The organism is Sphingobacterium sp. MYb382, from assembly GCF_037572665.1.
In the GTDB taxonomy this organism is placed as follows: Bacteria; Bacteroidota; Bacteroidia; order Sphingobacteriales; family Sphingobacteriaceae; genus Sphingobacterium.
This window is the reverse complement of the sequence record NZ_JBBGZT010000028.1, coordinates 191,661-209,410: the sequence shown is the minus strand read 5'-3', so window position 1 is coordinate 209,410 and position 17,750 is coordinate 191,661. Positions and strand designations below refer to the sequence as shown.

21 protein-coding genes are annotated in these 17,750 nt (G+C 37.9%); 15 read left to right on the top strand and 6 right to left on the bottom strand.

Features of this window, described 5'->3' with window-relative positions:
- Window positions 1–51: 51 nt before the first annotated feature.
- The 6 genes from WH223_RS15340 (at window position 52) to WH223_RS15315 (ending at window position 5,857) form a co-directional block, all read left to right on the top strand.
- The gene (locus WH223_RS15340) at window positions 52–819 is read left to right on the top strand and encodes a DUF4262 domain-containing protein (RefSeq protein ID WP_340048637.1); all 768 of its coding nucleotides are present in this window, start codon (window positions 52–54) and stop codon (window positions 817–819) included.
- A gap of 201 nt (window positions 820–1,020) precedes the next feature.
- Window positions 1,021–1,737, top strand: a complete 717-nt coding sequence (locus WH223_RS15335) for a hypothetical protein (RefSeq protein WP_340048636.1) — start codon at window positions 1,021–1,023, stop codon at window positions 1,735–1,737.
- 212 nt (window positions 1,738–1,949) lie between these two features.
- Window positions 1,950–2,528 (top strand): GDP-mannose pyrophosphatase NudK, encoded by a 579-nt coding sequence (nudK, locus tag WH223_RS15330; RefSeq protein ID WP_340048635.1) that lies wholly within the window; start codon window positions 1,950–1,952, stop codon window positions 2,526–2,528.
- An 833-nt stretch (window positions 2,529–3,361) separates the two neighbouring features.
- Window positions 3,362–4,219 (top strand): hypothetical protein, encoded by an 858-nt coding sequence (locus WH223_RS15325; protein WP_340048634.1) that lies wholly within the window; start codon window positions 3,362–3,364, stop codon window positions 4,217–4,219.
- 351 nt (window positions 4,220–4,570) lie between these two features.
- Window positions 4,571–4,939 carry a hypothetical protein gene (locus tag WH223_RS15320; RefSeq protein WP_340048633.1) on the top strand — a complete coding sequence of 123 codons (369 nt, stop codon included), beginning with the start codon at window positions 4,571–4,573 and terminating at the stop codon, window positions 4,937–4,939.
- Between the two features lie 513 nt (window positions 4,940–5,452).
- Entirely contained in the window at window positions 5,453–5,857 is a 405-nt protein-coding gene (locus WH223_RS15315; RefSeq protein ID WP_340048632.1) for a DUF5367 domain-containing protein, read from the top strand.
- A gap of 35 nt (window positions 5,858–5,892) precedes the next feature.
- Here WH223_RS15315 and WH223_RS15310 read toward each other — a convergent pair whose 3' ends face one another.
- Window positions 5,893–6,249, bottom strand: a complete 357-nt coding sequence (locus WH223_RS15310; RefSeq protein WP_340048631.1) for a hypothetical protein — start codon at window positions 6,247–6,249, stop codon at window positions 5,893–5,895.
- A gap of 413 nt (window positions 6,250–6,662) precedes the next feature.
- Here WH223_RS15310 and WH223_RS15305 point away from each other — a divergent pair, with 413 nt between their 5' ends.
- The 5 genes from WH223_RS15305 (at window position 6,663) to WH223_RS15285 (ending at window position 11,102) form a co-directional block, all read left to right on the top strand.
- Window positions 6,663–7,784 (top strand): hypothetical protein, encoded by a 1,122-nt coding sequence (locus WH223_RS15305; protein WP_340048630.1) that lies wholly within the window; start codon window positions 6,663–6,665, stop codon window positions 7,782–7,784.
- Between the two features lie 100 nt (window positions 7,785–7,884).
- Complete coding sequence (locus WH223_RS15300) at window positions 7,885–8,358, top strand: hypothetical protein (RefSeq protein ID WP_340048629.1); 474 nt, start codon at window positions 7,885–7,887, stop codon at window positions 8,356–8,358.
- Between the two features lie 181 nt (window positions 8,359–8,539).
- On the top strand, window positions 8,540–9,259 hold the full coding sequence (locus WH223_RS15295; RefSeq protein WP_340048628.1) for a helix-turn-helix transcriptional regulator: 720 nt from the start codon (window positions 8,540–8,542) through the stop codon (window positions 9,257–9,259).
- 47 nt (window positions 9,260–9,306) lie between these two features.
- Window positions 9,307–9,855 carry a GyrI-like domain-containing protein gene (locus WH223_RS15290; protein ID WP_340048627.1) on the top strand — a complete coding sequence of 183 codons (549 nt, stop codon included), beginning with the start codon at window positions 9,307–9,309 and terminating at the stop codon, window positions 9,853–9,855.
- Window positions 9,856–9,890: 35 nt separating this feature from the next.
- On the top strand, window positions 9,891–11,102 hold the full coding sequence (locus tag WH223_RS15285; RefSeq protein WP_340048626.1) for a winged helix-turn-helix domain-containing protein: 1,212 nt from the start codon (window positions 9,891–9,893) through the stop codon (window positions 11,100–11,102).
- 92 nt (window positions 11,103–11,194) lie between these two features.
- Here the strand turns inward: WH223_RS15285 and WH223_RS15280 are convergent, their stop codons facing one another.
- The 3 genes from WH223_RS15280 to WH223_RS15270 form a co-directional block, all read right to left on the bottom strand.
- On the bottom strand, window positions 11,195–11,758 hold the full coding sequence (locus tag WH223_RS15280; RefSeq protein WP_340048625.1) for a PIN domain-containing protein: 564 nt from the start codon (window positions 11,756–11,758) through the stop codon (window positions 11,195–11,197).
- Window positions 11,748–12,203, bottom strand: a complete 456-nt coding sequence (locus WH223_RS15275; protein WP_340048624.1) for a helix-turn-helix domain-containing protein — start codon at window positions 12,201–12,203, stop codon at window positions 11,748–11,750. Before WH223_RS15275 ends, WH223_RS15280 begins: the two co-directional genes overlap by 11 nt.
- A gap of 230 nt (window positions 12,204–12,433) precedes the next feature.
- The gene (locus WH223_RS15270) at window positions 12,434–12,865 is read right to left on the bottom strand and encodes a helix-turn-helix transcriptional regulator (RefSeq protein WP_340048623.1); all 432 of its coding nucleotides are present in this window, start codon (window positions 12,863–12,865) and stop codon (window positions 12,434–12,436) included.
- Between the two features lie 141 nt (window positions 12,866–13,006).
- On the opposite strand from WH223_RS15270, the gene WH223_RS15265 reads away from it, so the two are divergent.
- From WH223_RS15265 to WH223_RS15255, 3 genes are all read left to right on the top strand, one after another.
- Window positions 13,007–13,270 (top strand): SymE family type I addiction module toxin, encoded by a 264-nt coding sequence (locus WH223_RS15265; RefSeq protein ID WP_340048622.1) that lies wholly within the window; start codon window positions 13,007–13,009, stop codon window positions 13,268–13,270.
- Between the two features lie 402 nt (window positions 13,271–13,672).
- Window positions 13,673–14,464 carry an HmuY family protein gene (locus WH223_RS15260; RefSeq protein WP_340048621.1) on the top strand — a complete coding sequence of 264 codons (792 nt, stop codon included), beginning with the start codon at window positions 13,673–13,675 and terminating at the stop codon, window positions 14,462–14,464.
- A 58-nt stretch (window positions 14,465–14,522) separates the two neighbouring features.
- The gene (locus WH223_RS15255; protein ID WP_340048620.1) at window positions 14,523–15,491 is read left to right on the top strand and encodes a hypothetical protein; all 969 of its coding nucleotides are present in this window, start codon (window positions 14,523–14,525) and stop codon (window positions 15,489–15,491) included.
- 242 nt (window positions 15,492–15,733) lie between these two features.
- On the opposite strand, the gene WH223_RS20135 is transcribed toward WH223_RS15255, so the two are convergent.
- A complete protein-coding gene (locus WH223_RS20135) occupies window positions 15,734–15,910 on the bottom strand; it encodes a hypothetical protein (protein ID WP_445265621.1) in 177 nt (58 codons plus the stop codon).
- A 343-nt stretch (window positions 15,911–16,253) separates the two neighbouring features.
- On the opposite strand from WH223_RS20135, the gene WH223_RS20130 reads away from it, so the two are divergent.
- Entirely contained in the window at window positions 16,254–16,550 is a 297-nt protein-coding gene (locus WH223_RS20130) for a hypothetical protein (RefSeq protein ID WP_445265620.1), read from the top strand.
- A gap of 166 nt (window positions 16,551–16,716) precedes the next feature.
- Here the strand turns inward: WH223_RS20130 and WH223_RS15245 are convergent, their stop codons facing one another.
- Entirely contained in the window at window positions 16,717–17,589 is an 873-nt protein-coding gene (locus tag WH223_RS15245) for a hypothetical protein (RefSeq protein WP_340048618.1), read from the bottom strand.
- Window positions 17,590–17,750 lie beyond the last annotated feature (161 nt).

The following is a 17,750-nucleotide window of genomic DNA, read 5'->3' as shown; positions in this document are numbered from 1 at the left end:
GCCCCGAATCTTTAGCGACAACCGTATAAAGCTACTGCCAAAAATTAAAAAATGAGTGAAGAAAATAAATGTAAGTGTATAAACAAAGATGACTTACTTGAACAAACCAAATTAAATATTGAAAAATTTGGACTTCAGGTTATTATGGTTACTTCTACTAAGTATTCATCTTCTTTTGCATATAGTATCGGCTTAACAAAAACATTTAATCATCCTGAAATTATTTGTTTTGGACTTCCCAATAATTTAGCACACGAAATTATCAATGACATTGCAAAAATTGTTGAGAATGGAGAAATTATTGAAAACGGAAAAATATATACGAACATATTTGGAAATAGTCAAGCAACATTCTTAAAAGTTGATGAAAGAAATATATCCAATTACTTCGGTGCAGGAATAAATTATTACGAAAGTGAAAAATTTAATGCTTTGCAACTAATTTGGACAGACCGAAATGATAAATTTCCTTGGGAAGAAAATTTTGAAGAAGAATTTTTATACAAACAACCATTGCTTGATAGAAATGCAAATTTCAAATTTAATGAACCCAAAAACTTAACAACTTTCACAACTAGACAATGGCTTGAAGAACAAAAACCGATACTAAGAGTGATTCATGACAATGACGGAGATTGGCAATTTTTAACGGGAGATCAGTTACCAGAAGACATAAGAATTGTTGCTTTAGAAGAACTTGTTAAACGTGATGAAACATTAAACGAAGTTTTTGACCTTGATTATGGAGAGGAGGCTGAAAGAGGTTTTATAGACGGACAATGGACAAGAAACAAAATTGAATATGAGGACGAAACATAGAACGGCAGCCGCCAACACCGTATTGGCGAAATGGTTGGTTAAGAGAGAAATTGAAAGTTTCTCCTTTTTTTATCGCAACAGCTTTATATACTCCATTTTTTCATAAATTTAGATAATGGCTTATGCTACTGTTTTAAGTCTATGCATCGATTTTGTACAACAGTAACCAATACAGGCTCATTTGACCTAATTTTCACCCAAATGACAGTACAGGAATTAACTTTAAACATTTTAGCAGAAAGATTAATAACAGTATTTGATAGTAAAAAGCTTGTTAGTTGGGCCGTTGAAGTTATGCTGTTAGGTTATGAAAGTGAAAAGCTATATGTTTTAGCAGGACTCGATTTTACCTCAACAGAAGAACGAGAAAAGTATTTCTTCGAATCATTAGAAGAATTAAATATAGAAGTTGAAAAAAATGAAGATAAACTTATTGAGCAATATGCAATAACAATTGCAAAAAAGGCGGTTGAAAATGTGATAGACCTTGATTATGCTTTTGAGAAAATGCGGAAAGTAGTTTCAGCAAGTGAATATGATCAAAAATATATTTCATTCTTTAAAATTGATGAAGATTTAGATAGTTTGAGATATAACAATTCGGTTTTATTTAATTCAGAATTAACTCTTGAAAATGCAGAAGAATTTATTCTAGAAGAGTTTAAAATTTTTCTTGATATGGAAAACTTAAAAATTCCAATTGAAGAACGAAAAAAAAGTTACTGCGAAAATTGCTTTAAACTGAATATTCCGATTACAAAAAGTAAATATCAATTTAAGAAGCCATTTAAATATATGGTGTGGAGTTGTGGAATTTGTGGATCTACTAAATTGAAATTCGACAGTAACCACGAAGTAAAAAGACTGATAATCAAAGAATATAAAAAACACATGCTGAAAATGGCATTGCCGCAATAGACCTACCTATTTTCAAACTATAAGCCTACGCTATTTTTCAGCTTCGTTTTTGGATAGCTGTACATACTCCATTAATAACCTTAGTTAGTAGATTTTTTTTAGTTATATTAAGGAATAATTTAACGAAATGCAGGTATAATTTTTTTACAAAGCTTTTAACTCGGCTATCTCGTAAAAAACAAGGCTACCTGAAATTTAAAAATGAGATTAACATGAGCGAAAAAGTAAAAATCTTAAACACAGAAGTACTTTCCGACAATTGGTACACGTTAAGAAAAATAACCTATGAATACCACAAAAAGGATGGAACCATAGAAACACAAAGCAGAGAAGCTTATGACAGAGGTAATGGAGCTGTAATTTTGCTTTATAATAAACAACAAAATACAGTAGTTCTTACGAGACAATTCCGTTTACCAACCTTTGTAAATGGCAATGAAACGGGGATGCTTATAGAAGCATGTGCTGGTTTATTAGATAAAGACAGTCCTGAAGACTGTATCAAAAGGGAGACGGAAGAAGAAACCGGTTATCGCATTACCGATGTTAAAAAAATATTTGAGGCTTACATGTCTCCTGGTTCGGTAACAGAGATCTTATACTTTTTTGTAGCCGAATATTCCAAATCCATGAAAGTTAGCGAAGGTGGCGGAGTTGAACAGGAACAAGAAAATATTGAAGTTTTAGAAATGTCGATTCAACAAGCTTTGTACATGGTAGATAGCGGCGAAATAAAAGACGCAAAAACAATAATGCTGTTGCAGTACGTTAAGCTTCATAACATTTTATAATCGCAGCCCCACAAGTTTAAACTTTAGGTAACATTACATCACCGCAATGGGGACTGGGCAGTCTAATCCTCAATTTCAAATCCCTTTTCAGCTGATTGGATAGACTTGGCTCTTATTTTAAGAAAGTTTTATTTTTTTCACTAGAACAATGATATAAATGGTCGTGAAGAGTAAAAAAGAAATAAATAAAGCTAAAGCCTTAATCGTAATACTAAAGCTATCCACATACCATACATAGCCGCATAATGCTCCAACAGGAAGGCCATGGAAAAAGGAATTATAAGCAACAGCAGGTACTGTAATAGCATTTGTCCTTTTACACCTCGGGCATTCAATAGTTTTCCAATTAAAACTAATCCTTAGGCATATTTGCTTTGTCAGATCAGTACGACACCCTACGCACTTACAATTTTCAAATTTTAATAACATATAAATAAAGTAGTCAAAACGGAAATACCAGCAGCTGGATAATCATCTTTTATGGAAACGTTTAATAAGGAGATATCGCTAAACATAGCCTCATTTTCAGCAATATAACCACATAGTAGACTTTAAGAAAATACAGCTATAAAACCGAGTGAAAATCAATTGGAAATTAATTTCTTAAAACTTAAATATACATTTTTACTAGAAATTAATGCGATAAACGGCTTTATTTTTAGAGCCTACCCTATTTTTCAAATCGTAATATAAACCATAAGATCAGGATACACATCCATCCTATTTAAACTTTATTTATACGTATTCGCATTTCTACCATTTTAATACGCTTTTTAACATCTTCATTATGAAAAGCTTTACCTTATTTTGTTAGACAATTAAAAATGGAAAGCATGAAAAATTTAAATATAAAACCGTTAATAATAATTCCGATTGCTGTTGGATTGGTTTTTACGATGTTTATCAATGGCTGGAGTATGCTCACAGGAGGAGATGCTACCCACCTTACATTTCTAAACTATTACAACCGTGAAGCTATTGAAAGCTATCCAGCTTATTATACGCCTCTTATGTACCTAACAGCAATCCTTCAGCTTACAGCTACTGCCCTGCTAGTAATCGCTTTGGTGAAAAGAGAGTTTTTCATCAACAAAAAAGCAACATTCTTTAAATGGGGAATTTTGTCAAGCATTTTATCCGTAGCCCTTTATGGATTTATGGTCCGCTTACTATCCAACCATGGAGCTGCTGCAAACCTTTACTATTACGTAGTGCTTTTATATCTGTGTTTGTGGTTTATAGAGCAAAGAGACCGCTTCAATTCGGACATATTCTCGAAAATCAAGATTTTACCGATCTACTTTATGCTATTCTACACAATGGGCTTCCCGGGATGGCAAAAAATAGTCAATTCAGCAGAAGTTATGGGAGGATACAGCAAACTGTTCAGTAATTCGTTCTTATCGAAAATGCCAGGAGGTATCGAGCCCTTTATCTTTTCTATTGGGCTACTCGAGATGGCTGTCCCTGTTCTATTGATTTTAAGTCTAGTCAAAAAGGAATTTCTGTGGAGCAAATCCACCCGCTTACTGGATTTATCCTTATTCCTTTCAGTATCTACGTTCATAATACTTGCCTTTGGTTTAAGCGTTATCTTAAATTATCCGGGAGCTACCAATCTTATATTTTATGCGGTATTTACGTTAGGACTTTATGCCTACATCCACAGCGCAAAAACAGAAACAGAATAATCACAAAGCATCAACGATGCTGAACAGATACGAACATCAGTATTCTGGTATTTCAATGGTACTGAACCAATAGAGATAAGCTGAGGTAAGTATCCTGTTTGGGTAAAACCTCATGCTCATGATGGAACGCTGGCGATTATTTCTTTCTAAGATTATCCTTCGACATGTCATGCTGAGCCTGTCGAAGCATCAGGAAGATAATTTGGTGGGAGTGCTGCTGGATAAGGGCTTAATACAAATTTTAGCGTTACAAACGCTATTCTCTAGCATCCTCGTTGCAAACGAGGACGATACCTTTGGGGAAAAAATCGCTCTCACAATGGAACTGTGTAGATTATTTCTTTCTAAACGATGCTCAGACATGTCATGCTGAGCCTGTCGAAGCATCAGGAGGACAATTTGGAGGGGTTGCTGCTGGATAAGGGCTTAATGCAAATTTTAGCGTTACAAACGCTATCCTCAAGCATCCTCGTTTCAAACGAGGACGATACCTTTGGGGAAAAAATCGCTCTCACAATGGAACTGTGTAGATTATTTCTTTCTAAGATTATCCTTCGACTTGTCATGCTGAGCCTGTCGAAGCATCAGGAAGATAATTTGGAGGGGTTGCTGACTTATAAAGGCTTAATGCAAATTTTAGCGTTACAAACGCTATCCTCAAGCATCCTCGTTGCAAACGAGGACGATACCTTTGGGAAAAAAATCGCTCTCACAATGTAACTGTGCAGATTATTTCTTTCTAAACGATGCTCCGACATGTCATGCTGAGCCTGTCGAAGCATCAGGAGGACAATTTGGAGGGGTTGCTGCTGGATAAGGGCTTAATACAAATTTTAGCGTTACAAACGCTATTCTCTAGCATCCTCGTTGCAAACGAGGACGATACGTGGTTGATTCTTATAATCACCTTCATTAAAACGATTACCCCGGAGGGGTAATATAACTATAGCAAATAGGCAAAAGGCAAGCACAACCCCAGCGGGCTCGCATATAAACCTAGCAAAAGCTCTGCTCAAGCATTAGTATCGCATACAAGGATGCGCACTACGGATCTAGAATTGCAGGCATAAGCTAGTCCTTCCGAAATCAAAAAAACACCTAAAAAGGTGTTTTTTTGATCCATTATGATAAGTAGCTTTGGATACAAGAGCTTAAAATTGAAATTTGGGTTGTTAAACCATGACAACCGCGCTACTTACACTTAAAATCTTACAAACCATTGATTCATTAAGCATGAAAACACATAAAGAGAAATACCTTCTATTTAGTTTAATTGTTGGCTGTTTGGTGTGGCTATCCGCGACAATATTGTTTAGGCTAGCAGGTCAGTATTTCTTTATCGTCGACAATACAGTCGTGCTAATTGCTTTGTATATCGTACCTATACCAGCCTTAGGGTTCATGTCAGCGGCAGTATTTAATAAATTTAAGCTCAGCAATCTAGAAAGTGTAAAATCAGCCGCTATAATGGTTTTGCCCGGCATGGTGCTGGACAGCCTGTGCATACAGTTTTTTGAAAAGGTATTCCCCAATATGCCTGAGTACTACAGCAAAACTTTCGGCGCTTGGTTGATGTTTGCCTACGCTATCGTTTTGATTTCTGGTCTTTTGTGGAAAAACCAAGCACGTAAAGATTGATGTTACTAAACGAACCCATTATGCATCCGCATGAATTAACGCTTTTCCGACTTATCCATCAGTAGCAATATACCTATTGCTACCGCTCCCCCTACAATGGAAGCGATGATATCCATCACATCAAAAACACGCCCTGGCATCCATATTTGTGCCAGCTCGTACAGCGTCAGACCTATTACAATAGCTACTACGACACTAATCGACTCTAACAACCTGAGGGGCCACTTGATAAGCATAATGGCAAAACTAAGGAGTAAAACGGCGGTAAAATTGGGTATACATCCCGCGATAAAGAAGTTGTGCTTAAATAAGTATTTCCTCAAGCTTAACTCTTGAAATACCGTAAACAGTAGGATTACGACAAAAATAATTACGACCCTTCTTTTCTTCATTGCTGGTTAGTTCTTACAAATTGACATTGGATTTTCAATGCCTAAAAGTAGGCTATTAACGTATACTAAACAAGACTAACCCCTAGTTTTATGGTGTTTGATATTCCATGTGGATAGCTCGTTCGTCCTATAATTTTGAAAAACAGAAATTATCAAACAACAACGAGCCTACTCCTACCATGGTCACTCCCATTGCAGACTTCGAGCTGCACATAGTCCTAAAAAAAACGTAATCCCATAAATAGAAAAAAGATAATTATACCTAATTTTGTCCATCAGCCTACTTTATTCCGGTCGCATTCCGGTGATAGAAATTAGCCTAATAAACCAGCAGCTATAATTTTAGCCTTTCGCTGTGCTTGTTACAAGCTAGGATTTATAATGACGTATACTGCTTTTATTAAAAACTTATAATGAAAAAGATCAAACTCCTAGCCTTATTATTCTGTGTATCGAACATTAGCTTTGCGCAAAGCAGCTTAATCGATAGCCTAATCCAAAACAACTACACACAGCTTCAACCTGTAAGCACAACCAAAAGCTTTACGGGCAAAGGCTGGGACCTCCTCGTGAAAGAAATGCGGAATGCCAATTCTGTTTTAATTGGCGAAACACACTTCACCAATGAAGTACCCTTTTTCACCGCTGCGGTAATTGATTCGGTAAAGTTTGACAATTACTTTCACGAAATTGACCCCTACACCAATAAAATTATTGAGGCGAAAATAAAATCATTAGCACCAAATCAGATGCGTGATTTTCTGGAGAAATATAAATCTAACTTCTCTTTCTTATCCCGTGGTGCTGATTTTGAGGTATACGAAAAACTTGTCCATAAAGGCATTAATACCTTTGGCGCTGAACAGATAAGTGTATTTTCGGACAGACTTATTATTTCCGAATTACTGAAAGTCACAAAGAATAAGCAAGCGAAAGAAATTTATACGCAGATGCTGCAAAAGGCGGACGAGTTGATGCTGAAAGACAAAACCTTCTATATCTTCACGGATGATTGTCTTGAAAAAACAAACGCCCTACTTGCGCTATCCATTAGTGCGCCTGAAAGAACGCAGCTAGAGGCATTGAAGCTAAGCCGCGGCATCTATCTCGAAAGAAACCACCACCTACGCATACAGCTCTTGAAGAGCATTCTGTTGAAGGAATTACCAAACTGGGAAAACAAAAAGAATCTATTCAAATTTGGTGCAGGACACACGCCAAAAGGCGAAAGCTTATTGAAAATATTTGATATTGGTAATCTCGTATTCAATGTCGAAGATGGTAATTTCAGAAATTCGCTACATATCATGATTGACGGACAAGGCGAAACAGAAGACGTAGAAAGCACAAAAATGTATGTATCATTCCTAAAGGTCGTTCAGAGTGACGATTGGTATTGTTTTGATTTAAGACCACTACAAAAATCCATTGCTGCAGGTAAATTAACGATTGAAAGCCAACAGTTGTTACGGATTATAAAGGGAAATGATTATTTGATATATGTACCAAAATTCACGAAAAGCGAAAAGTTTTAATACGTAACGTCATTCATAATATAGTATAGCGGACAAGATATCTTGTCCGCTATACTATATTAGTCACGATGGCTTCAATACCTATATTCATCACGCATTTATGCCAAATTATTTTTTCCAATTAATTGCAGTATCCATATTTAGTATAGCAATTGGCATTTTGCATTGGCAATACAACAGTAAAGAAAAGTCTGAATACACAAAATCCGAAGGTACCCTGACCTATTATGCTAAGGAATATCTAAACTATCCAGCGAATGACCCTGGCGATTACCGGTACATTAAGATAGACAACTATCCTTACATGTTTGAGGTCTACAAACCGAACAGCTTCCCTAGCGATCGAGATTTAGATGACTTACGTATCGGCAACCAAATTGAAGTCTATTATTACGAAACGAATGATACCTATAAATTGCAAATCAACCGTTTCTCTAAATATATTGATTCTAATGGTGTATCGTATTTTATAAGCGATGATTTCCAGAAAAATGGAGGCCTTTTCTTAGTTGGTCTTGGTATTCTTATAGCCATTACTACCGTTATTCTTAAAAACAAGAGAATCATCCAATAAACTAACATCTAGCCATTTAGAAACTAGTCTACTATAGGTTTACATAATAGGGTAATACCGATGAAATTTTGTATTTTTTTAAAACGAGGAATACAACCTATATACGATCTCTTATTTTTGAATGCACAAAGGCAAGAGCTATGAAAACAGGGGAAATCAACGCTTTAAATCCGACAAAAAAATGGATGAAATAGAAATAAAAAGACTTTCACGCCTTACGGCCATCCTTATACAGCTACAAGCGAAACGACTAATCACAGCCAATGAATTGGCTGAAAAGTTTTCTATTAGCAAAAGAACGATCTATAGAGATATCAAAGCCTTAGAGCAGGCCGGTGTTCCCATCCTCACTGAAGAAGGAAAAGGATACACGTTGATGGATGGCTACAGAATTCCGCCTGTGATGTTTTCCGAAAGTGAAGCCAATGCGTTGATTACAGCAGAACAATTGGTGTTAAAGAATAAAGACGCCTCCTTTGTTAGAGACTATAGCGAAGCTATTTCTAAGATAAAATCCGTACTACGCAACAATACAAAAGATAAAGCAAATTTACTTTCGAACCGTGTTGTATCGGGACAAAATAGTACAAACGATCGCACAAGTAATAACTTATCGACTCTTCAATTAGCCTTAACAAATTTCAATCTGGTCCAGATCAGATACTATTCGCCAGATACCAATCAGACAACCGAACGTACCATCGAACCGTTTGCGATATACACCTTTCACGAGAATTGGTTGCTCATCGGACTTTGCCGATTGCGGAATGATTATCGTGCCTTTCGCTTAGACCGTATTCAAAAACTCACGGTACTAAATGAAACATTTGAACCGCATAAAATCACCTTTGAAGAGTATTTTGAAATGACTCGAAAAAAGTGTGAACCACCCTTGCCATAGCGTTGTCACACCTCTGCTTTACTTTTGCAGTGAAACAAAACATAAAGATGATAAATTTTAAAAAACAGGCTTTCATGCTGTGCGCATCCAGCCTATTATCTTTCACTGCACAAGCACAAAAACAACCAACAACAATGAACAACACGACTATTGACAAGTTTTACGTTATCGGTATTTCAACAAGAACAACGAATGAAAATGGACAATCCGCCACAGCTATAGAAGCTTTATGGACCAAGTTCTGGGGTGGAGAAATTCAGAAGAAAATAAAAAATACGCTTAGCGACGATATCTATGCGGTATACACGGATTATGAATCCGATTTTAACGGTCCCTATACGCTGATTATTGGCTACCCTGTCAAGTCATTAGACCACATCCCGACTGGCTTTGTCGGCAAAACGATTGAAACTTCTACCTATAAAAAATTTGTGTCGAAAGGAAAGATGCCTGAAGCCGTTTTTAATACCTGGCTGGAAATATGGGGCGACAAAAATTTGAATAGAGCTTACAAAGCTGACTTCACCATTCATGGTAAAAAATACCATGACGGAAACAATGCGGAGGTAGAAACCTATATTTCAATAGCAGAATAGTTTTATATTTAGGGATTGCTTAGTAAAAAAAGACTATGAAAAAGCATGCAGCATTGGAACAGGTACAAAGACTAGCCTTACACTGCCAAGGACTAACACAACATGCTCCCTTTGGAACAGGAAAAAATGGAGTCCTAAAAGCCGTGGAGCATCTGGGCTATGTGCAAATTGATACCCTATCGATTGTTGAACGTGCACATCATCATTCGCTATGGACACGCATTCCAGACTATCAACCACACTACCTTGATGCATTAATCGAAGAACGAGAAATCTTTGAATATTGGTTTCATGCAGCTTCCTATCTTCCTATGCAGGATTTTCGCTATGCGCTGCCTCAAATGCTACGTATTAAGCAAAATGAAGCGCATTACTACAACCCCGACCCCAAAATCATGCGCTATGTGTTGGATACCATACGCATGGATGGACCAAAAAAGGTGAAGGATTTTGAAAACAAGAAGGAGTTAACGAAAGGTTGGTGGAATTGGAAACCGATGAAAGTAGCACTCGAAAGACTTTTTTTACAAGGCGACTTAATGATCTCCGGAAGAAAGGGTATGCAGAAAATATATGACATCAGTGAGCGCGTTCTACCCGCGCACATTGATGTAACGATGCCCACGCCTACAGAAGAAGCCCAATATCTAGTAAGAACCCATCTACGTGCCTATGGTGTTACCAGCGTAAAGCAGATTATGCACCTTAGAACAGGAAATTTGCTGAAAGAAAATGTGCTGGACGTTTTACGAGCTATGGTTGCTGAAGGAGAAATCCAACAGCTAGACATTCATGGGACTTCTATGTTTGTGCAACATCAGCTGCTGGAAACGGACTTCAACGAACCTTTAGACAATATTCACATTTTATCACCTTTTGATAATTCCATTATCCATCGTGACCGTATTAAGCAACTTTTCAATTTTGATTTTCGCCTTGAATGTTATTTGCCCAAAGAGAAAAGACAATTTGGCTATTTCTGCCTACCCCTATTATTTGGAAACACTTTTATTGGCCGAATTGACTGTAAAGCACACCGAAATAGTAAGAAATTTGAAATCATCCATTTACATATAGAACAGGAAGATATTGCCGTCGAGGTATGGATAAAACCTTTTGTAAAATTAATACAACGCTTTTCCATTTTTAATGGTTGTGATTCGGTTGTCCTAACAAAAGTAAGCCCTTCAAAATTTGAAAATATAATTAAAGCGGAGCTGTTTAATTCAGATTTCTACAATGTTTAATAGGATTTAATGGTATTCTTCTGTAGAACTGTTCAGTGACAAAAATCGCACATTATCAGTTTTTAAGCGTTATTGGAGGTTTTAACTCTTTACTATAAAAGAGCGTGTAGATAATCAGCTGTTTCTTTTAACCCATTTAAACGAAGACTCTCTAGAACTTGATATTCATCCATTTCGGGGTTCTTTTTATTAAGAACTAATTCTTTAAATGCTTCAATTGCTGCTTCATGATTTAGGTCAATAATATCTGTTAAAAAATCGTCAGCACTAATAGCCTTCATCCCAAATGAATCTAAATACTCAGATGGAAAGTCTTTTAAATTATTGGTAACAATAATATCAGCATTCGTTTTTATTGCGGCAGCTAGAACATGCCTGTCCTTCGGATCAGGAAGGTCTAAACTATCAATTAATCCCTCGTAACTCTCTACTAAAGCGTCTGGAAATGCTTTGTTTGCGATGTCAACTCTTTTTTCTGCCACCTGTTCATCGACTCCTTTACGAATCATTACATCTTTCCATTCCTCAAATATAGTGTTACTCCATTTGGGAGTATATAGATCATAATGGGCGAACCAAAATAATAAGTCCCGAATAACAACCGGAAATATAACATTCGTATCTAATACCGCTTTAAAGCGTACGCTATGTATCATACAAACCTAATTCTTCATCAAAATTCATTATATCGATAATATGCTGCCTTTGTTGCTCCTTCATTTGCTCTTTATATTTTAATACATCTTCAAACAAGATACGTCGATGCTTCCCCACTTTAGTAAATGGAATTTCTCCCGCTTCAATGAGCTTAATTATATGAGGACGCGAACATCCAAGAATCTCGGCAGCTTTTTGTGTTGTTACCTCAGTTGCAATAGGCAATATGGAGATAGGCTTACCCTCACTCATCGCTTTTAAAACATCATTAAGAAGCTTTAATGCTTTCAGTGGGATTTTAATTTTAGCATGGGTTTCTTCTATTTCTATCTCTGTGCATTCCTTACTTAACTGAGGTAAAACATTAGATAAGGCAGTGTAAGAGTCAATAGCAACTTTCTGCTCATTTTTTGTTGGCCGCTTAATTTGATCTAAGATTTCCATATGCTATTCATTTTAACAAAAATAAACAAAATAAACGAAACAAACAAAATAAACGAAACAACCTATAGATAAAGACTTAGCATCATGGTTCGCTTTTAATAGCGCAAGACAAATACAATAACCCCCTATTAACCAAGTCGACACCCTCCTAACTATCAAGTATATCCAAACAAAATAAGCCATTACTTTCGCAATGGCTTATTAAAATATTTTCTATACGTAAACCGGAATTACCCCTTCTCTATCAATTTTTCTAAGCGGGTCATCATTTCATCCTTTTCCTTCAACATCCGCTCGTAGAGCGCAATTTTCTCCTCGTGAAGCTTTAAGATACTTTCAACGGGATGAAATATTGGATTTCTATTGACAATTAAACCAGTAGCATTGTCGTGATTCGTAATGGTATTTGCAATAATATTCACAGCTTGTTCCTCATCAAAGTTTTGAATAGCTTCTACAGGTATTTTCAGTGCGGCAGCTACCTGCTCCAGTAAGTTGGACTCTATGGCCTCTTTTTGTTCGAGGAGTGATATTTTCTGTTGGTTCCAGTCTTCGCCAAGATCGTAAGCTAGCGCATCCTGTTTGATACCCAGCATTTCACGGAAGCGCTTAATGTTGCGTCCTTGATGTATTTTAGGATTAGGAGATATTGTATGTGCCATCTCGTAAAGATATCGTTTTTGTAAGCTGCAAATTACTATTTTTTTACCGTAAGTAACAGCATTATCCCTGTAACTTACCTACCCAAAATGTAGCATACAGTGACTAAGCAACCTTACTTTGTATAAAAGGAGGCTAAAACTATGAAAGCACAATCAGAAGGAAGAAAACAAGGAGGCGGTGGAGCACGTCGGAGCAAGCGTAAAGCTCTACGACAAATGACATTATGTCGAGGCCGCGCGATACATAAACGGTTTAATGAGTTTCACCCTGATATACGCTTGCAGGGCAAGTGGCTTAGCGACATTGGTTTCCGTAGCGGCCAAGTCGTAGATATCGTATGTGAAGACCGTAAGCTCACCATTACCATCGCCGAAACACAACGCTTTTTCCTTAAACCAGAGTAATCAGCCTAAAGCCGACACATCTTATAGAGGTGGAAACGCAATGAAAGCTATTCGCATCACTGCTAACCCGTATTTTTAGGGATAGCACCTTAGGCAGCAAGCAGGCTCGTCCCAAACCAAGCAATCCATTACAAATCAACAAATTATACAATAGCCCACACGCTACGAAGAGAAAAGGCCTATTTCTAAGCGCCGACACTTATCTATATCGATTCTAAATAAATCATTCCGCAGACAAAAAAAACCGTTTTTAATACCTAAAAAATCAAAAACAATTCAAACCTTTGCGCTCGTTATTTAGAATTATTATTAATAAAAATAAGAGACGTTTCTATTACCCTTAGGAGAAGGAATTTAAGAATGAGCTCTGCACACAAACAAGCGCTTAGATAGCATCGCAAAATGAGAAAAACAACATTGATTAATTTGGGGACACAGTACATGACCGCCTTACTCCTATTCTGTACTTTGGCAGTAGGCTGTAGCAAAAATGATGCAGACACCACGCCTGATGAGGCTACGCCTACAGCGCCCACTACGCCCACGATAGACTACTACAAGCTACAGCGCGTGGAGAACCTATCGGCAGAGACGGATGATAAAAACCCTACCGTACGAAAAACCGCAGCTATTTTCAGCCTTACTTACAAAAAAGAGCAGCCTTTAAGCTATAGCAAATCGGCCTATTGGGATATTTCTTTTTCGGGGATGTACAATAGTTTTATTGGGGGCAACAATGGCGCTGATGTAAACAATAGAGGGTATTTAGGTTTAGGTAAAGGTAGCGTTGCCATTGTAGAGAAGCCTTTTGAGGAAGTTGTTGATATTCCAGACGACAGTAAGTTTTTCACGAAGGATGGGAAATTTGGCACCGACATTCTAGGGGATTTCGGCGAAGGTACAGGTTGGTATGCTTATGATTTCAGCGGTACGCTAATGAGTGATGGTCGCTATGAAAAACGTCACGTAGCCTACACGTTGAGTAAGCCTATTAAAACAGTTAAGGATGTAATTATTCCTGCGCGCACCATCATCGTCAAATTGGCGAATGGCGATTATGCAAAAATCAAGATGATTAGCTGTTATAAAGATGCGTACAGCCCTGATCAGTGGTTTTTAAATACACCACATATGTTTTTCACCTTCGAATATGTGATTGTTCCAGCGGGCAGCAAAAAGTTTGAAATTAAATAAGCTATTGCCTTCGTACTAAAACAGTCCTAAAATTAAAAGCCACACAACCACCAAAAACATGATGTACAACAAAATAAAAAGCATCTTACTGCTTGTCTGCTGTTGCAGCCTGATCGCCTGTACAAAAACAGAAGACTTACCAGCACTACCCAACAGTAAAATATTAGCCTATACCCTACCGCTTAATGACGGCGATATTATAGGCGCTATCGACCAAGAGCAACGCACAATAACCTTATACCTTCCCTACTATAATGAACTAGAAATTATAGAGCCTAAAATAACAGTAGAAAAGGGCGCTACTTTGGTGGATCCTATTGTGCCAATTTCGGTACTCGACAGCACCGTAACCTACACGGTACGTGGAGCCGATAAAACAACCAATACCTACCGCCTTAAAATTGTTGTTCAGCAACCTGGAACTCCTTTAAAGATTCAAGAGCTATCTTCGGAAAACACCGTAGCCACCTATGGCGTGGGCGATTACAATGTGCAACTCCTAGGCGTGTTCAACACCAGTGATATTGAAAAAATTCAAGCTTTCTTGGTCGATACACAAGGAAAAGAAACAGCCTTAATCGCGAGTAGCGAATTTAGCACGGCCTTTATCCGCGTTATCTACAACAGCGTCACCAAGCAGAAAGATTACTCCTTTGGGGATCTACGCATACCGCCAACCACTATCCCCGGATCGTATACCATTAAGATCAAAGTAAGAGGCGCTAGTGCGGAAACAAAATACCCTATAAAAGTGGCCTACAAACGTCCTGATGTAGCCTACAGAAGCCAAACGCTAAATGCGGGCGAAGCACTCGTTATTAAAAGCAATGGCAATATTTTCCGTGGTTTTAATGCCTTTACCTTGATGGTGGGCGGCAAGAAAGTAAGCTGTCCGATAGAAAACTATAGCGCCACAGAAGCTACGATACGCATTCCTAAAGATATTCCTGCCGGCAGATATTACCCTACGGTGGCGTTTGAAGGCTATCCGGAGCAGGATCAATATTGGAGCTTAACGGTTAAGTAGACTAGTCAAAGGATTATATATAAGATTTAAATTAGCATGAAAATATCAAGAATTAACCCAAGCCTTCGACCTGTAAAAATGCGTAGTCTTGCCGCCTTACTCATGGGCTTGCTACTGCTTTTGAGCTACTCCTGTAAAAAAGAAGAAGCTCTATATCCCTATGCCGAGCTGGTACGTTTTGAAGTTAAAGATGCCACTGGCAATACCTTACAAGCTGCCATCCATGACAACGACATCGTTATCTACTGGCCACCAGACCAAGCCGTACCAGAGAGCATCAGCCCACAGCTAAATGTTTCCGAGAAAGCGAGCATAAGTCCGGCATCGGGCACTAAAGTTCCTTTTGCGGATGGCACAAGATATACCGTTACTGCGGAAGACGGTACGGTGAAAGTATACACCTTAAAAAGAGTACTCAATCAGCCGAAACCTTACCTTAAGGACGAAGGTCGTGATTTCAACTTGAAGACTATGAATGGTAAATTTGTTATCGTGGCGAGCGAAGAGCTTAGTTTTTACGGTGATTATTTTAATCCAGCAGATGGCCTGCTGAAGGTATTCTTACAAACGGCGAACGGCAAAGAAGTAGAAGCGCCTATCGACACAGCAGCTTTTCACCGCAATGTGGTGCGCTTTAATGCTATTCCGGGCGACGATGCCGTCGGTCAATACGTTGGCATTCGCATTGCCAGTGCGCCCTATAGCATCAGTGTTAAGAAAGATTTTGAAATATTGGCCGATCCTAGGCCAAAGCACAACTTAATGACGGCTAATAGCACGGCTAAGATTGGTGGTGAGTTGACTTTTGTTGGAAAAAATATGGACAAAACCACGGCAATTAGAATATGGAATAATGTGTTAAACGGTTACTACGACGTAGAGATTATCGCTAAGCAGACTGATCAGTTGAAGGTAAAGATTCCAGAAACGGGATTTCCTGAAGGTACTTACACGGCTGCTTTCTACAATTATGACCCAATACCAAATTATCCATCGTCCATCAATTCGCTATTGGGCATTTACCGTCCATTTGGCGCAACAATAAAAATTACAAAGTAGACTTACCTACTTACTAAAAAACCAACTAAGGCTTTTTCTTATCCTAAAGGAATGCCTTAGTTGGTTTTTATCATTTAAGACTTAACGTCTACGCACTATCTTTAAAAAGCTTTAGCCTTCGGCCGAAGGCCTAAAAACTAAAAATCCTATCAAACTTGAATAACTATTACAAAGGTCTATTGAAATAAAAAGCATCATCAAAGTTTTTATTCTTTTGGATATAGGCCATCTTTCCTTTGATATCGATGATCCAGTTGAAACGATGGATGAGGTCGGCTCCCATATAGCTTGTCGGTTGATTTTTAATATCGCCAGACATGACATTCACGGGAACATCCTTCAGGTCGAAACCACCGATATGTAAAGCCGGAAGTTCACAAATAAGATTGATGAGCTTATCGCCAGCGGAGTTCTTCATCGTCTTTTCATTTTTAATAGGCAGCTTCGTTGCGAGTGCATGCGTATCCGCAAATGCATTGTTATAGAGCAATGCACCAGAAAAGCCCGATTGCAACAGAAATTCGCCCGGCAGCTCGTTGTTATCTACTGTACTCGTCACCTGAACAAACAACTGTCCTCTTTTGCTGACTAAAGGAACGGCGACGAAGCCCTTTGTATCAGGAACTTGGTCATAAAGCTCAAACTGCGATTTGTCATAGTCTATTTTAAACACCTTTCCATTAAATAATTGGATGCCGACTTTACCATCCGCTCCATAGCCTGTAAACTCGTTATCCCAAATCCAGACGCTATCAATTTTGGTATTGGCCACCTGTATACGATTAACTTTACTCAGTCCTTCAGGAAATTCAGTCGTATCAAACTTCACCGACTCTACCCTAACCTTTCGGTCGGGTGCCAATGATCCCTCACGCATGGCTATTTGAAACATAAGGGTGGCAGAGTCTACATCATTGATTAAGGCTTTAACCAAAATATTGTAATGATTGTTTAGCTGAAAAGGAATACGCTCTTGTGCCTGTAGGGACGAGAAAAGGGCTGATAAGAACAAGGTAAGCGCGGTAATTTTACGCATCATAATTAGCAGTTTTAGGTTCTATAATTTTTATTTTGATAGCTATTCAAATTTCGAATTAAATGTCGATATTTCGCACGTTTTTCAAACAAATGAAGTTCATAGAAATTTAATACGAATTAATACGACTAACAAGCCTTAACCTAAGCAACCATTCTCGCTCA

Coding starts and splice junctions, on each gene's coding strand:
- WH223_RS15340 (WP_340048637.1), top strand. CDS start 52: ATGAGTGAAGAAAATAAATGTAAGTGTATAAACAAAGATGACTTACTT.
- WH223_RS15335 (WP_340048636.1), top strand. CDS start 1,021: ATGACAGTACAGGAATTAACTTTAAACATTTTAGCAGAAAGATTAATA.
- nudK (WP_340048635.1), top strand. CDS start 1,950: ATGAGCGAAAAAGTAAAAATCTTAAACACAGAAGTACTTTCCGACAAT.
- WH223_RS15325 (WP_340048634.1), top strand. CDS start 3,362: ATGAAAAATTTAAATATAAAACCGTTAATAATAATTCCGATTGCTGTT.
- WH223_RS15320 (WP_340048633.1), top strand. CDS start 4,571: ATGCTCAGACATGTCATGCTGAGCCTGTCGAAGCATCAGGAGGACAAT.
- WH223_RS15315 (WP_340048632.1), top strand. CDS start 5,453: ATGAAAACACATAAAGAGAAATACCTTCTATTTAGTTTAATTGTTGGC.
- WH223_RS15310 (WP_340048631.1), bottom strand. CDS start 6,249: ATGAAGAAAAGAAGGGTCGTAATTATTTTTGTCGTAATCCTACTGTTT.
- WH223_RS15305 (WP_340048630.1), top strand. CDS start 6,663: ATGAAAAAGATCAAACTCCTAGCCTTATTATTCTGTGTATCGAACATT.
- WH223_RS15300 (WP_340048629.1), top strand. CDS start 7,885: ATGCCAAATTATTTTTTCCAATTAATTGCAGTATCCATATTTAGTATA.
- WH223_RS15295 (WP_340048628.1), top strand. CDS start 8,540: ATGGATGAAATAGAAATAAAAAGACTTTCACGCCTTACGGCCATCCTT.
- WH223_RS15290 (WP_340048627.1), top strand. CDS start 9,307: ATGATAAATTTTAAAAAACAGGCTTTCATGCTGTGCGCATCCAGCCTA.
- WH223_RS15285 (WP_340048626.1), top strand. CDS start 9,891: ATGAAAAAGCATGCAGCATTGGAACAGGTACAAAGACTAGCCTTACAC.
- WH223_RS15280 (WP_340048625.1), bottom strand. CDS start 11,758: ATGATACATAGCGTACGCTTTAAAGCGGTATTAGATACGAATGTTATA.
- WH223_RS15275 (WP_340048624.1), bottom strand. CDS start 12,203: ATGGAAATCTTAGATCAAATTAAGCGGCCAACAAAAAATGAGCAGAAA.
- WH223_RS15270 (WP_340048623.1), bottom strand. CDS start 12,865: ATGGCACATACAATATCTCCTAATCCTAAAATACATCAAGGACGCAAC.
- WH223_RS15265 (WP_340048622.1), top strand. CDS start 13,007: ATGAAAGCACAATCAGAAGGAAGAAAACAAGGAGGCGGTGGAGCACGT.
- WH223_RS15260 (WP_340048621.1), top strand. CDS start 13,673: ATGAGAAAAACAACATTGATTAATTTGGGGACACAGTACATGACCGCC.
- WH223_RS15255 (WP_340048620.1), top strand. CDS start 14,523: ATGATGTACAACAAAATAAAAAGCATCTTACTGCTTGTCTGCTGTTGC.
- WH223_RS20130 (WP_445265620.1), top strand. CDS start 16,254: ATGACGGCTAATAGCACGGCTAAGATTGGTGGTGAGTTGACTTTTGTT.
- WH223_RS15245 (WP_340048618.1), bottom strand. CDS start 17,589: ATGATGCGTAAAATTACCGCGCTTACCTTGTTCTTATCAGCCCTTTTC.